Source organism: Neobacillus camarae, assembly GCF_054950115.1.
On the sequence record NZ_JBUCKX010000001.1, the window covers coordinates 546,214 to 560,221 of the forward strand.

Annotated in this window: 13 protein-coding genes; 6 read left to right on the forward strand and 7 right to left on the reverse strand. The window is 42.6% G+C overall.

Annotated features, from left to right (window positions below):
- The first annotated feature begins 57 nt into the window (after positions 1–57).
- Together addB and addA are read left to right on the forward strand one after the other, a co-directional pair.
- On the forward strand, positions 58–3,555 hold the full coding sequence (gene addB / locus ACY8D0_RS02620) for a helicase-exonuclease AddAB subunit AddB (protein ID WP_462408934.1): 3,498 nt from the start codon (positions 58–60) through the stop codon (positions 3,553–3,555).
- Entirely contained in the window at positions 3,548–7,330 is a 3,783-nt protein-coding gene (addA, locus tag ACY8D0_RS02625) for a helicase-exonuclease AddAB subunit AddA (RefSeq protein WP_462408935.1), read from the forward strand. The genes addB and addA overlap by 8 nt, the downstream gene beginning before the upstream one ends.
- A 96-nt stretch (positions 7,331–7,426) precedes the next feature.
- Here the strand turns inward: addA and ACY8D0_RS02630 are convergent, their stop codons facing one another.
- From ACY8D0_RS02630 to ACY8D0_RS02655, 6 genes are all read right to left on the reverse strand, one after another.
- Entirely contained in the window at positions 7,427–7,645 is a 219-nt protein-coding gene (locus tag ACY8D0_RS02630) for a spore germination protein (protein WP_462408936.1), read from the reverse strand.
- 241 nt (positions 7,646–7,886) lie between these two features.
- Positions 7,887–8,276 (reverse strand): spore germination protein GerPE, encoded by a 390-nt coding sequence (locus ACY8D0_RS02635; protein WP_462408937.1) that lies wholly within the window; start codon positions 8,274–8,276, stop codon positions 7,887–7,889.
- 4 nt (positions 8,277–8,280) lie between these two features.
- Entirely contained in the window at positions 8,281–8,463 is a 183-nt protein-coding gene (locus tag ACY8D0_RS02640; protein ID WP_462408938.1) for a spore gernimation protein GerPD, read from the reverse strand.
- A complete protein-coding gene (gene gerPC / locus ACY8D0_RS02645) occupies positions 8,460–9,080 on the reverse strand; it encodes a spore germination protein GerPC (protein WP_462408939.1) in 621 nt (206 codons plus the stop codon). Before gerPC ends, ACY8D0_RS02640 begins: the two co-directional genes overlap by 4 nt.
- 80 nt (positions 9,081–9,160) lie before the next feature.
- Positions 9,161–9,439, reverse strand: a complete 279-nt coding sequence (locus ACY8D0_RS02650; protein WP_462408940.1) for a spore germination protein GerPB — start codon at positions 9,437–9,439, stop codon at positions 9,161–9,163.
- 17 nt (positions 9,440–9,456) lie between these two features.
- Positions 9,457–9,678, reverse strand: coding sequence for a spore germination protein (locus ACY8D0_RS02655; protein ID WP_462408941.1), 222 nt, complete (start codon positions 9,676–9,678; stop codon positions 9,457–9,459).
- A 242-nt stretch (positions 9,679–9,920) separates the two neighbouring features.
- Here ACY8D0_RS02655 and ACY8D0_RS02660 point away from each other — a divergent pair, with 242 nt between their 5' ends.
- The 4 genes from ACY8D0_RS02660 to ACY8D0_RS02675 all read left to right on the forward strand — a co-directional run bounded on the left by ACY8D0_RS02660 (position 9,921) and on the right by ACY8D0_RS02675 (position 11,986).
- Positions 9,921–10,835, forward strand: a complete 915-nt coding sequence (locus ACY8D0_RS02660) for a fumarylacetoacetate hydrolase family protein (RefSeq protein ID WP_462408942.1) — start codon at positions 9,921–9,923, stop codon at positions 10,833–10,835.
- A gap of 119 nt (positions 10,836–10,954) precedes the next feature.
- Positions 10,955–11,314: a YisL family protein gene (locus ACY8D0_RS02665; protein WP_462408943.1), complete on the forward strand. Its 360-nt coding sequence runs from the start codon at positions 10,955–10,957 to the stop codon at positions 11,312–11,314.
- Between the two features lie 125 nt (positions 11,315–11,439).
- Positions 11,440–11,712 carry a ubiquitin-like small modifier protein 1 gene (locus ACY8D0_RS02670; RefSeq protein WP_462408944.1) on the forward strand — a complete coding sequence of 91 codons (273 nt, stop codon included), beginning with the start codon at positions 11,440–11,442 and terminating at the stop codon, positions 11,710–11,712.
- Position 11,713: 1 nt separating this feature from the next.
- Positions 11,714–11,986 carry a MoaD-like domain-containing protein gene (locus ACY8D0_RS02675; protein ID WP_462408945.1) on the forward strand — a complete coding sequence of 91 codons (273 nt, stop codon included), beginning with the start codon at positions 11,714–11,716 and terminating at the stop codon, positions 11,984–11,986.
- 46 nt (positions 11,987–12,032) lie between these two features.
- Here the strand turns inward: ACY8D0_RS02675 and ACY8D0_RS02680 are convergent, their stop codons facing one another.
- Entirely contained in the window at positions 12,033–13,862 is a 1,830-nt protein-coding gene (locus ACY8D0_RS02680) for an aldehyde ferredoxin oxidoreductase family protein (RefSeq protein ID WP_462408946.1), read from the reverse strand.
- Positions 13,863–14,008: the final 146 nt, after the last annotated feature.

A 14,008-nucleotide genomic window follows, 5' to 3' on the forward strand; every position in this document is an offset into this window, starting at 1 on the left:
TCATTTTGTGGTAAAATGGGGGATACAGAGTTTTTGGTAAAGGGAGAGCGGTGTCCGATGTCTTTAAGAATCACAGTTGGAAGGTCGGGAAGCGGAAAGTCGGCTTTGTTTCTCAACGAAATTCGCAGCAGGCTAATGGAAAATCCAGAAGGAGCCCCGATTGTTTATATTGTTCCTGAACAGATGACATTTATGTCTGAGTATGAACTTGTCACCGACCTAAAGATTGGCGGAATGATAAGGGCGGAGGTCTTTAGTTTTTCACGTCTTGCTTGGCGGGTTCTCCAAGAGACAGGCGGAATTAGCCGGATGCATTTAAGCAGTGTTGGGATGAATATGCTAATACGAAAGATTATCAATGAGGAAAAGGAACGCTTAACGCTTTTTCAAAACGCAGCGGATAAAACCGGTTTTATCCAGCAAGTTGAACAAATGATCATTGAACTAAAGCGGTACTGTGTCAGTCCCGATAATCTATTGCAAGGTTTAAGGCAATTCGAGTCAGAAAACACGTTTGACGCGAAGGCTTTACATGATAAACTGGCTGATTTGGAAATTATCTATCAACGCCTAGAGGATGAAACCTTTGGAAAGTATATTGATTCGGAAGATTATTTTCGTCTATTGTCTGAGAAGATTTCGGCATCTAAGCATTTAAAGGAAGCGGAAATTTATATTGATGGGTTCTTTCGTTTTTCGCAACAGGAATATCAGATCATCCAAGAGCTAATGAAGCAGTGTAAACGTGTTTCAATTGCTTTGACAGCCGATTCATTGGCAATCAATTCTCCTCCGGATGAACTTGACTTGTTCCGAGCTTCAAAAGAGGCTTGTTTTACCATTTACCGGATGGCCCAAACAGCAGGTGTTGAATTGGAACATCCACTCATTCTAAAAGGACAAGAGAAATCATTTGATCCTTCGTTATGCCATTTAGAAGAAAATTTTGATTCCCGGCCGGTGGTGTCCTTTCATGGGAAAACGGAAATCCAACTTTGTCAAGCAGTGAACCGTCGGGCTGAAGTGGAAGGAATCGCCCGTGAAATCCGTGAACTCGTAAGGACAAAGGGGTACCGATATCGGGATATAGCCTTGCTGGTCCGGAACGGAGGCGATTATCACGAAATCATTGAGCCTGTTTTTACAGATTATCAGGTTCCTTTTTTCATTGATCAAAAAAGGACGATGCTCAACCATCCGTTAATTGAACTAATCCGCTCCAGCCTTGAAGTCATTCAATCTTTCTGGCGTCACGAAGCGGTGTTCCGGGTAATAAAAACAGAATTGGTTTATCCGCTGAATGAGAATTCGGATGCTATGAGAGAAAAAATGGACAGGCTTGAAAACTATTGCCTAGCATACGGAATCAACGGCAGTAAGTGGACAAGCAAGGATCGTTGGATTTATCGGAGAATCAGAGGTTTGGAGTCTGGGGTAAATGTACAAACGGAGTCCGAAAAGCAGGTGGAGCAAGAATTTAATGAGTTAAAGCTTATGGTTACAGCTCCGCTGCTTCGGTTATCCAGACGTTTGAAAAAGGCTGATAATGGACGAAAACTTTGTGAAGCCGTTTATTTATATTTGGAAGAACTGGATATTCCCGCTAAGCTGGAAAACTGGAAAATGAAGGCCGAAGCAGAGGGAAGCCTTATAAAAGCAAGGGAACACGAACAGGTTTGGAATGCTGTTATAGACCTGTTGGACCAGTATGTGGAGATTTTGGAGGAAGAAGATGCAACGCTTGCCACTTTTGCTTCGGTATTAGAAGCCGGGCTTGAATCATTGCATTTTTCGTTGATTCCCCCTGCACTGGATCAGGTTTTGATTGGTGATTTGGAAAAGTCCCGCCTAAAATCGGTCAAGGCCGTGTTCGTAATCGGCGTAAATGAGGGTGTTCTGCCAGCAAAAGTGGCAGATGAAGGAATCCTTGCAGACGAAGACAGGGAAATCCTGATGTCGGCGGGAATTCAGGTAGCCCCTGGCAGCAGGATACGCCTGCTGGATGAGAATTTCTTGGCTTATCAAGCATTTACAGCGCCAACAGAAAGACTTTATATTTGTTACCCGTTAGCGAATGATGAAGGGAAGGCATTAATGCCATCTTCCTATATTAAGAGAATAAAAGATATGTTCCCCGATGCGTGTGAGTCGATGTTTGTTCTGGACCCTGCTGAACTCACTGCAGCAGACCAACTGGATTTTGTTTCTAACTTTGCTGTGACTATGGCTTACCTTACTGCCCAGCTGCAGATGAACAAACGAAATTATCCTATCCCTGATTTGTGGTGGGATGTCTATAACTATTACATGAATAGCAGCGGGAAAGACGAAGCTTGGAAGGTATTTTCCAGCCTGTTCTATACCAACCAAGCAGTACAGCTTTCAGAATCAACCGCAGAGGAATTATACGGCGACACCATACAAGCCAGTGTTTCGCGGATGGAGCTGTTCCATGCTTGTGCCTTTTCCCATTTTGCCCAGCATGGACTAAAACTTAGAGAGCGCCAGATTTTTCGGTTGGATGCCCCTGATATTGGAGAACTGTTTCATGCCGCCCTAAAACAAATATCAGAAACCGTAAACGAACAAAAGTTATCTTGGGCCATGCTGTCCCGGCAGCAATGTGAGGAGTTATCGAAAGAGGCGGTTAACACATTGGCTCCTAAACTCCAGAACGAAATTTTACTGAGCTCACAGCGCCATCATTATATCAAACGGAAATTAGAGCAAATTATCACCCGCGCATCCCTAGTTTTAAGCGAGCATGCCAGAGCCAGCGGATTTTCACCGGTAGGGTTGGAATTGGGTTTTGGCCCGAACGGGGACCTGCCTCCTCTTTCTTTTTCCTTGAAAAATGGCAAGCGCATGGAACTCGCTGGAAGGATTGACAGAGTGGACCAAGCCCGGCAAGAGGATCATGGTGTTTTCTTGAGAGTGATTGATTATAAATCTAGTGAAAAGGATGTTAATTTAACAGAGGTTTATTACGGTTTGGCACTGCAAATGCTGACTTATCTTGATATTATCATCACGCATTCGGACAAGTTGGTTGACATAAAAGCGAGCCCAGCAGGAGTTTTATATTTCCATGTCCACAACCCATTTATCCAGTCGTCTAAAATGCTGAACATGGATGAAATTGAAACGGAAATGATGAAAAAGTTTAAAATGAATGGTTTGGTGCTTAGAGACCCGGATGTGGTTCGGTTGATGGACCAAACGCTTGAATCAGGGAATTCCCGGATTATTGCTGCAGGAATTAAAAAAGATGGCCAGTTGACCAAAAATTCAAAAGCTGCCAGCATAGAAGAATTTGACCAGCTAAAGAACCATGTACGAGATCTTTACCTGGAAGCGGGCAATAACATCATGGGTGGACAGGTTGATATCGCTCCTTACAAGTTGAAGGATAAAACGCCCTGTGCCTTTTGCGAGTTTAAATCTGTATGTCAATTTGATGCCTCTCTTGAAACCAACCGTTTTCGACTTTTAACTCCTTATTCCAAGGAAGATGTTCTGGAACTGATCAGAAAGGAGGATACTGATCATGAGTAACTTGACCATGCCGGCTAAACCAAAAGATGCCACTTGGACAGACGACCAATGGAAGGCAATTATGGCAGGAAATAAAGATATTTTAGTGGCAGCTGCGGCGGGTTCGGGCAAGACAGCCGTTCTGGTGGAAAGAATCATTCAAAAAGTCCTTTCGGAACAAGACCCAATTAATGTGGATGAATTGTTAATCGTAACATTCACCAGTGCATCGGCAGCGGAGATGCGCCATCGGATTGGCGAAGCGTTAGAAAAGGCCATTGATCAAAATCCCACTTCCCGTCATTTAAGAAAGCAGCTCAGTTTGCTCAATAAAGCTTCCATCTCTACACTTCATTCCTTTTGTATGGAAGTCATCCGAAGATATTATTACTTAATCGATGTCGATCCAAATTTTCGAATCGCCGATCAAACGGAAACACAATTAATAAGGGACGAAGTAATGGATGAATTATTTGAAGAGGAATACGGGAAACCGGATAATGAAGCATTTTACCAATTGGTAGATGCGTTTACTAACGACCGGAGTGATACCGCTCTTCAGGAAATTGTTCAAAATGTTTACGATTTTGCCAGATCAAATCCATTACCCGAGCAATATTTACAATCAATAGTTTCCATGTACGATGTATCGGGAATCACCGGGCTTGATGAACTGCCATTTATTCAATCATTACTTTTGGATATTGACCTTCAATTGCAATCGGCAGAGGAAATGCTGAAACAAGCTCTAAATTTGACAAAACTTCCGAATGGCCCGGCACCAAAAGCAGAGAATTTTGAGGATGACCTTAAGGGGATTCATACACTTATGCTGGCCAAACAAGATTCATGGGAAACACTCTATCAGGCCATGCAAACCTGGGCTTTCACCAGAGCCAAACCGGTAAAAGGGGACCAATTTGATAAGGAACTGACAGAAAAAGCTCAAAAGCTCCGTGAAAAGGCCAAGAAGAAAATCCAAGATTTGAAAGATGAACTGTTTTCCCGCAAGCCGGAGAACTTCCTGCGAGATATGGAGGAAATGTATCCCTTCGTTCTAACGTTAGCTGATCTCGTCAGGAAGTTTTCTGCTCGCTTTGAACAAGTAAAAAAAGAAAAAGGAATCGTCGATTATTCAGATTTGGAGCATTTCTGCTTGGAGATTTTAATGGGAGAATCCGACAAAAACGGTGTCAATACTCCCTCAGAAGCAGCGATATCCTATCGCCGCCACTTTAAAGAGGTTTTTGTGGATGAGTATCAAGATACCAATATGGTCCAAGAAACGATATTAAAATTTGTTTCCAAGGAAGACGAGAAAACTGGAAATCTATTTATGGTCGGGGATGTAAAACAGTCGATTTATCGTTTCCGTTTAGCTGAACCCAATCTTTTCCTGGATAAATATAACCGGTTTACACCTGATGGCCAGTCTTCAGGATTAAGAATCGATTTAGCCAGGAACTTCCGAAGCCGTAAAGAGGTGCTTGATGGTACCAATTATTTATTCAAACAATTAATGGGTGTCATGGTTGGGGAAATTGAATATGATGAAGCGGCAGAATTGAGAAATGGAGCCCCATATCCGGAGGAGGAGCCTTTTCCAGTTGAGATAATCTTAATTGACCAATCAACGGATATGGGGAAAGAAACAACTCCAGATCCAGAATCGGCAACGGAGACATCTGAAGACCTTGATCGGGCCGATATGGAGCAATCACAGCTTGAGGCGAGGGTCATGGCGTCTAAAATCAGGGATTTGATTGCTAATAGCTTTCCGGTTTACAATACAAAAACAAAATCAGCTCGACCGATTATGTACCGTGATTTTGTGATTTTGCTTCGGTCCATGACATGGGCGCCAGCGATTATGGAGGAATTTAAACAGCAGGGAATCCCGATATACGCGGAATTATCGACAGGATATTTCGAAGCAACAGAGGTATCGGTAATGGTTTCGTTGCTGCGGATTATTGATAATCCATTCCAAGACATTCCTTTAGCTTCGGTACTGCGTTCTCCTATTGTCGGATTGAATGAGGAGGAACTGGCCAAAATAAGAATTTTCCAGAAACGGGGAACGTTTTGGGAGGCTGTAACCTCTTTTTGCAAGGATGGAAATGCTCAAAAGAATGAAAGCTGTTACGATCGTGTTAGACAATTCCATGACATGCTGAAAAAATGGCGGTCCATGGCCCGCCAAGGGGCTCTTTCCGAGCTAATCTGGCAGTTGTTTCGCGATACCCAATATTATGATTTTGTAGGCGGCCTGCCTGGCGGGAAACAACGCCAAGCTAACTTAAGAGCCTTATATGATCGGGCACGCCAGTATGAACAGACCTCCTTCCGCGGTTTGTTTCGTTTTTTGCGCTTTATCGAGCGCATGATCGATAGAGGGGATGACCTTGGGGCTGCAAAGGCACTAGGGGAACAAGAGGATGTCGTCCGGATTATGACGATCCACAGCAGTAAGGGACTTGAGTTTCCAGTGGTGTTTATGGCGGGAATGGCGCGTAATTTCAACATGATGGATATGAAGAAGCCATACATGCTTGATAAGGATTTTGGATTTGCGGCCAAATACGTAAATATAGAAAAGCGAATTACGTACCCGTCTTTGCCGCAAATTGCCTTTAAACGAAAAAAGAAAATGGAAATGCTGGCTGAAGAAATGCGCGTCCTATATGTGGCCATGACAAGAGCAAAGGAAAAGCTCTATCTAACGGCCTCACTAAAGGATGCCGCTAAACACATGGAAGACTGGCTAGATGCGGCTCGCCATCCTGATTGGTTACTGCCTGATTACAAAAGGGCGTCTGCAACAAGTTATATAGATTGGATTGGCCCTGCCCTCATTCGCCATCAGGACTTCAAGGAAGTAAGAGGCCCAGAGGTGGAAAGGGAAATACCGCAGGATATTTCGACGCACCCTTCTTCTTGGAAACTATCGCTTGTAAAAGCTGAAGAAATCAGCAAAGAAGAAATGGTCAGCGAGTCAGTCGACCACACCTATTTGGGTATGGTCCAAAAAGGCCAACCAGTTCCGGTAACATCGATATATGCGGATGAGGTCATTTCCAGACTTTCATGGCAATATCCCTTCTTGAGTTCTTCCACTCATCGCTCTAAGCAGTCTGTTTCTGAATTGAAGCGACAGCGGGAAGTAATGGATGAACAAAGCGGAACAGATATCATCCAACGGTTCCGCAAACCAATTTTAAAACGTCCGAAATTCATGCAAGAAAAATCAATGAGCCCAACAGAGCGAGGCACGGCTATGCACATGGTCATGCAGCATGTGGATTTGACACAGCCTGTGACCGAGAAGTCGGTTTCTGATCAAGTTCATTGGATGGTTGCTAATGAATTATTAACGGATGAACAAGCAGGGATCATTAATATTCCTTTGATTGTCCAATTTTTTGAAACAGAACTTGGGAAAAAATTCTTTAAGGCGAAAGCTGTCCATAGGGAAGTGCCATTTACCTTGTCTTTGCCTGCCCATGATGTATACCCTGATTGGAATGAAGGCGATGAGCAGATCTTTATTCAAGGAATTATTGACTGTATCTTGGAGGATGAAACGGGAATCATTCTTATTGATTATAAATCTGATGGGATTACCGACCGCTACAAAGGTGGATTCGAACAGGCAAAATCCATCTTGGAGGACAGATATAAACTTCAGGTTAATTTATATGCAAGGGCGATTGAACAGATTTGGAAACGGCCATTGACAGACAAGTATTTATTTTTCTTTGACGGGGCCCATGTTTTGAAAATTGAGGAAGAATAGCCATAAAAAATGACATAAACCAGAAATGGCTTATGTCATTTTTTAATCCACATTTAGCGGGAACATAAGCAATCGCATCCAATACATGATCGTGCCCTAATTGTTCCCGACTATTGGCTGGTCAAGCAGTTTGGTATCCAAGGTATTTGTTCCGCTTAACCCATTATTAGTAATAATGAAACCTCCAGTATTAAACCCCCCTGAACCCCCAAAGGTTTTTGAACCGGACTTTGGAGAGATATATAATGTGTCGCCAAATTGGACGACACCCCCAGAAACGTTAACAATTTGAACTGGTCCTATAATCGCTGGCATTATAAACATCCTTTTCAATTGATTAGGCTCTGTTAAACGATTTTTTTTTTACTCTGTTGATTGGCGGAAGGCGCTTGACTCCTCGAAAATGCTATCGCATTTTCTTCGTGCGTGGGCGGATTCGAGGAAGCTCCCCGGCACGCCCGCAGGTTCGCTGAGCGCCTGGAGCGGAATTCAACAGCAATATTTAACAGAGCCATTGATTAAAATCTCTTGGGAGTTGCCACACAGCAACAATTCATTATCTGATGTCTTGTTCATGCCCATACAGCAGGAGCTGACGAATATGTTTTACCCTTGCCTCTGAATAGATATGGCCGCTATTTCCTACATGCAGCAGGGAAGAAGAAGATACCCCTGTGATATCAATATTACCTACTTTAATTAAGGGTGGAGTATTGTGGCGGATGAAGGTAACCTGTTCGTCAATTGGTTCGAAAGGAATGGGGTCAGTAAACACTCGATAATTTGAAAAATTCACTTCTGATCCAAAAAACAGTTCCGCCTCCCTCTGCAAGGCAATGGCCCTCGAAAATTGGTTAATAAACCAGGAATCTCCGATTTGAAAAGTGGAGGAAAATGAGACTAGCTTTACTTGAATATGATCAACACAGGATGTTCTCTGGAGCATACTTTCACTCCACACTCGGCTGAAGCGGGACAAATGGTCCGATTATTAGAGATTCTGCTGGAGTATCAAAGGCAGAAGCAAGCTGGATGGTCTCGGTGTCACCAACAAAAACCATAGAGGAGCTTGCTACACCTGTAATAATGATGTTTCCTACACAAAGTTCTCGGTTATAAACTTCAAAAATCATTCCGGTTTCATTCCTTTCACATTCTCAGGCAGCTGATTTAGGAAGGCAAGGACCCCATTTTGGATTTCTTGTTTGATGAGTTCAATAATTTGATCGTCGACTGGTAAGGAGGAATCTGCCATTCGATTGGCAGCTTGGAAATTCTTCAGGTGATAATTTACCCTGTCTGGGAGTTGTTTCATAATATCCTGTTTGATAAAAGATAAATAAGATTCATTAGGGTAAATGTTTAATCTTCTTTGGGTATGTTCTACGATTTGCGGTAAATCAGATTCTAAATATTGATAAATAGCTTCTTCAATTTTCATTGACCGTTGCATTTGATCGGCAGGAGTGAATTGGGTGTTTAATGCTTGATTTTGTACCTCAAGTTCTTCAATGCCAGACAAATCATTTGGGTTTAAACCAATGTTTAGTGTGCCTTCAAGGGTCTCCACCTTTAATTGGTCAAACTTGTATTCAATGCGATCGACGTGAATCGTTTTCGCTCCATGTAATGTTTTGATTTCTTCCCGCATTTGCTGAACGGCAGCTTCCAATGTGGCAATTCGATTCTCTTGTGCTTGGAGGCACATCTGAAGCCACCCTAGGTACTGTGAAAAGTCTTGATACATCATATCACCCCGCTATTTGACTTTAGCTGACCACAGTGAAACCAGCAGCAGTCGATTTATTAACATCAAACAGGAACTCCTGATTATTTTGGATTCTTCTCCCTAACTGCAGCCTGTAAAGGGACCGACGGCTGTTCCGTTAATGTAGGGGGAGGTGTTCCAAAGGCATGAGAAGCATAGGGTACAGGCTTTTCGGTTGGTTTTACTGCAGAAGGCGCAGGTCCTGTAAATCCTCCGGTATTGTACAGATAAGCAGCAGGCTTGATAATTCCGGCACTGCCAATCTGAAGAACAGAGGAATTGGTAATGCCGCCTACTCTGAGGGTATTAATATGAATCGATTGCTGAATATAAACATTCATGGTAACCCACCTATTGATTACATATTAAAGGCATTGGCTTGGTCAATGACATCTGAATCATATGTGTTGGTCGAGCTTAATTGGTTTCGAACCGTTAATTGTTCCCCTGTATTAAAAGAACCCGCTCCCGAGAACGTTTTGGCACTTGAAAAAGGCATGATTTTATATACATCCCCAATGTGAAAAGTGGAACTGTTTCCAAGTGTAATCACCTGGGCAACTCCAACAATTGCTGGCATAAACAACACCCTTTTTTGAAATTAAGAAGATAAACCATCTTTTGACAATGGTCATGAGCAAATGACAATAAACAGCCAGTTGCGCTTACTTATCTTCATCTTATGTATGGGCGTTTGTAATGTGATTAAATCGCCCAAATTTATATCCAAGGTACTAATCTCATGAAAAAACTAAATCTAAATTTGTTCAACAGCCGATTTTCATTTATTCTGATTATATAGGAACAGAAAGGGTGATGGAGATGAAATTTGCGACTGCAAAGCAACGGGAAGAAATATTTGTATGCTTGGTGGAAGAAGGCAAAAAGGCAGTATTGCCGCTTAATCGAACTGAAACTGCGAGAACCGGTAATAAAGCCTTCCCTGAATCCATGTTGGAGTTTGTATCAGATGGTGACCTGCACATTCAACAAGTAAGACAATTGCTGGAATGGGTTCAAGCGCAAGAGGAACCAAATTCCTATTATATCCCGTTTACGGAGATTAGCTTGCTTGCGCCGATTCCGAGACCCAGCAAAAATATTTTTTGTGTAGGGAAAAACTATGTTGAACATGCATTAGAGATGGGTAGTAAAGAGGATATCCCAAAAGACCCACTCGTTTTTACCAAAGCGCCGACCACTATTATTGGTCCTAATGAAAACGTGCTCAATCATAAAGGAGTTACTGAGCAGTTAGACTATGAAGGAGAATTGGCTGTTATTATCGGAAAAACTGGCCGAGGAATTAAAAGAGAAGAGGCACTTGATTATGTTTTTGGCTATACCGTACTTAACGATATTACCGCCCGAGACCTGCAATCGAAGCACAAACAATATTTCATTGGCAAAAGCTTAGATACCACCTGTCCGATGGGGCCTTGGATTGTCCACAAAAGTTTAATTGACAATCCCAATCAGTTAAACATTGAAACAAAAGTGAATGGGGAAGTGCGCCAATCTTCTAATACCAAACATTTTATTTTCCCGGTTGAAGAAATCATTGCCATACTGTCAGCTGGAATGACATTGGAGCCAGGGGATATTATTGCTACAGGCACACCAGCTGGAGTCGGCAAGGGGTTAAGACCACCTAGATTTCTGCAGCCAGGTGATAAAATTGAAATTTCGATTGAGAAAATTGGAACACTGCGGTCAACGGTCCAGGTTGAGGCGTAATCAGTACCTTTATCTATTAGTTAGATAAATACTGTATCTTACTTTTTTTCTTCGTGTTTCTTTCCTTCCTATGTTATGATAGGTTGGAAAAAAGAACCTTACATAAGGAGGATTTAACAATGATACATAGTCACATTACGGCATGGATTTTAGCGCTGATTTTATTTTTTGTTGCCATTAGCTTACATAAAAATGGGAAGGCAAAAGCTTTTAAAATTGTCCAAATGATTTTGCGTGTCCTTTATTTGCTGATTATCGCCACCGGGGCCGGGCTTTTGTTCTCGGTATATAAAATTGATGTTTGGTACATTTTGAAGGCTATTGTGGGGTTATGGGTGATTGGAATTTTTGAAATGCTGCTCGGCCGCATCGCTAGTGACCGCAGAACCTCTGTTTTTTGGATCCAATTTGTGGTAGCATGGCTTTTGGTTCTATATTTAGGCTTTGTAAAGCTTCCGATGTCATTTTTAAACCCATAACATGAATATTCTACACTACAGGGCTGCCGAAAATTGGCAGCCTTTTATCTTTTTTTAACTCAAACAAGGTGACAACTTCCTTTTTTGGATTTAATATGAAAAGAAAGGGAGAGAGGAGGATTTGTGTGCACGTAAAAGTATTTGCAAATCTCCGGCAGATATGTGGGGGAGTAACGGTGGAAGTTAGCCCTGATGGAGATCGGGTTATTGATGTTTTGAATAAGATGATTGATATGTTTCCAGAGTTACAGGATGAAATCTTTACAGTGGAAAAAAGCTTGAAGCCATTTGTTCATGTCTATGTAAATGGCCAAAATATTATTCATCTGAATGAGCTTGACACAAAGGTGGAGGAGACAGATCAATTTGCGTTATTTCCGCCGGTAGCTGGTGGCTAAGATGCCAGATAAACTGCTAGAGTTTCGTGGGATAAATCGAGAACATCTTGGTCTATATTTTGAAGAGCTTGGGGCAAGACGAAAAACAAATGATTTTCCTTTTGTTTTTTCAGCGAACAACTGGACAGGAGAAATCGTATCAGAACAGGAGATTGCGTTCACATCTTCTTTTAAAGTGAATGCCGTTACCGTACGGTTTCAAGCAGAAAACGAGTCTGATTTAAATGATCTGATTAAAAACTATCGATATAAAACAACTAGGGTTGGCGGATAAAAAAGGCTTCTGCTTGGTTAAGCAGAAGCCTTTCACTAGTTTGTGCTTATACAGTCTGGCTTTCAGGATCGATTATGCCTAGTTCGCGAAGTTTGGCCTCCGGAACGACGCCGTCAACCCAGCCACGCACTTGATAGTATTCTTCGAGCATGATATCCATACGGCTGACATGTCCCGCACTATTTCCTGTAGCTGGCTCTTCCGTAAAACGCTTAGGAAGGAAATCGTTCTCGCGTTTATTAAAGCCGGCCAAATTGTTATAATAACGTTCCAGATTATAAATTCTTTCCCCAGCTTTCATCACATCTTCAGCGGTCATCGGAATACCTGTCATCGTGCTGTACTGCTCCGCATAATGCTCGGCGTTTTCCGAGAAGGAAGAGAATTTACAAATATTCATAGAGTCGGAGAAGGCAAGCATATCTTGGAAAATCTTTAATAGTTCGCCTTTTCCTTCCGGCTTTAACCGGTCAGTTGGTTCCGGTATACCAGCAATCTCACTTGCTACGGTATAGCCGCGCAAATGGCAGGCGCCGCGGTTGCTTGTTGCGTAACCTAGTCCAATACCCTGAATTCCACGCGGATCATAGGCTGGTATGGACTGTCCCTTAACAGACATGGATAGTGCAGGAGCTCCCCAAGCTGCAGCCGCCCGTGCCGGTCCTTCTGCAAGCAGGCCGCCAAGACCTTCACGGTAAGCAATCTTCCTTGTCAGTTCAATCATGGCGTCTGCATCGCCCCAGTTCAATTTTTCGGAAATAATCCCTTTCTCATACGCTTCCATAGTAATCGAGAAGGCATGGCCCAGTTCGATTGTATCGAGACCGTATTCGTTACAGCGGTCGATTAGGTAAGAAATGGCTTCCGCATCACTTAATAAACAGTTTGAACCAAGTGACCAAGCGGATTCGAACTCGATGCTTTCCACCCGGGTTTTATACTTGCCGTCTTTAACTTCGACCTCAATCTTACAGCCAACGGGGCATGCGTGGCAGGACTTATTGGCAATGCGAAGATGCTGGTTCACATATTCACCACTGTGCTTTTCGGCTTCATCCCAGTGAGTCAACTGTGAGTTCTTCGTTGGCAATGCCCCGACTTCGTTGATGAGGTTGGTTAATACGTTGGTTCCGTAAACGGATAACCCACCCTTGTTAGGAGCGGTCAACCCACCTTCAAGAACGGCTTTCAAAGCCTTTTTGTTTGCTTCTTTATATTCGGTATCTAATTTTGCCACCGGCATATTTCCCTTTTGCGATGCCTTAATGACAATGGCCTTTAGCTTTTTATAGCCTGCAACGGCAGCAGTACCACCGCGTCCCGCTGAACGGTCGTGTTCATTAATAAAGGAAGAGAAACGAACCGTATTTTCACCAGCTTGACCGATGGCCATGACACTAAGGTCTTTTTCACCGTATTGGTCTTGCATCGCTTTTATAAAGGCTCGGGTACTAGTCCCCCAAAGATTTGAGGCATCACGAATTTCCGCTTTGCCGTCTTCGATATAAAGATAAACAGGTTTGTCACTTTTACCTTTTACGATGATATTATCAAAACCAGCCCATTTTAGGCGTGCAGCTGTCCAACCGCCCATATGGGAATCGGTTACCGTTCCTGTAAGCGGAGATTTAGTAACGACACATAAACGTCCGCTCATTGCAGAGCGGGAACCTGTCACCGGACCTGTCATAATGCATAAAATATTTTCCAGAGAAAGCGGTTCCACATCTGGCCCGTTGTCTAACACATATTTAACGCCAAGCCCTCTACCGCCAATGTACTTTTTGGCATCCTCCTCGTTGATTGAGTTGTAAGAAACTTTTCCGTTAGTGAGATCGACCATTACTTCTTTGTTCTTAAATCCGCCTAGATTCATTGATATCCCTTCTTTCCTGATATAAAGGATGGAATCTCTTAATAGATTAAGAGGAAATTCAAAAAATTACCTTAAAATCCAATTATTATTATACCATTGTTATAATATTTTTAAAATTAAAACTTAGTAGGGAACTTAAAATCATC

What these genes read in the sequence shown, in the direction of transcription:
- ACY8D0_RS02650 (WP_462408940.1), bottom strand. Translation starts at nt 9,439, where the DNA reads ATGAATGTTTATATTCAGCAATCGATTCATATTAATACCCTCAGAGTA.
- ACY8D0_RS02635 (WP_462408937.1), bottom strand. Translation starts at nt 8,276, where the DNA reads ATGCTCCAGAGAACATCCTGTGTTGATCATATTCAAGTAAAGCTAGTC.
- ACY8D0_RS02680 (WP_462408946.1), bottom strand. Translation starts at nt 13,862, where the DNA reads ATGAATCTAGGCGGATTTAAGAACAAAGAAGTAATGGTCGATCTCACT.
- ACY8D0_RS02655 (WP_462408941.1), bottom strand. Translation starts at nt 9,678, where the DNA reads ATGCCAGCAATTGTTGGAGTTGCCCAGGTGATTACACTTGGAAACAGT.
- ACY8D0_RS02665 (WP_462408943.1), top strand. Translation starts at nt 10,955, where the DNA reads ATGATACATAGTCACATTACGGCATGGATTTTAGCGCTGATTTTATTT.
- ACY8D0_RS02630 (WP_462408936.1), bottom strand. Translation starts at nt 7,645, where the DNA reads ATGCCAGCGATTATAGGACCAGTTCAAATTGTTAACGTTTCTGGGGGT.
- ACY8D0_RS02640 (WP_462408938.1), bottom strand. Translation starts at nt 8,463, where the DNA reads ATGATTTTTGAAGTTTATAACCGAGAACTTTGTGTAGGAAACATCATT.
- addB (WP_462408934.1), top strand. Translation starts at nt 58, where the DNA reads ATGTCTTTAAGAATCACAGTTGGAAGGTCGGGAAGCGGAAAGTCGGCT.
- gerPC (WP_462408939.1), bottom strand. Translation starts at nt 9,080, where the DNA reads ATGATGTATCAAGACTTTTCACAGTACCTAGGGTGGCTTCAGATGTGC.
- ACY8D0_RS02675 (WP_462408945.1), top strand. Translation starts at nt 11,714, where the DNA reads ATGCCAGATAAACTGCTAGAGTTTCGTGGGATAAATCGAGAACATCTT.
- addA (WP_462408935.1), top strand. Translation starts at nt 3,548, where the DNA reads ATGAGTAACTTGACCATGCCGGCTAAACCAAAAGATGCCACTTGGACA.
- ACY8D0_RS02660 (WP_462408942.1), top strand. Translation starts at nt 9,921, where the DNA reads ATGAAATTTGCGACTGCAAAGCAACGGGAAGAAATATTTGTATGCTTG.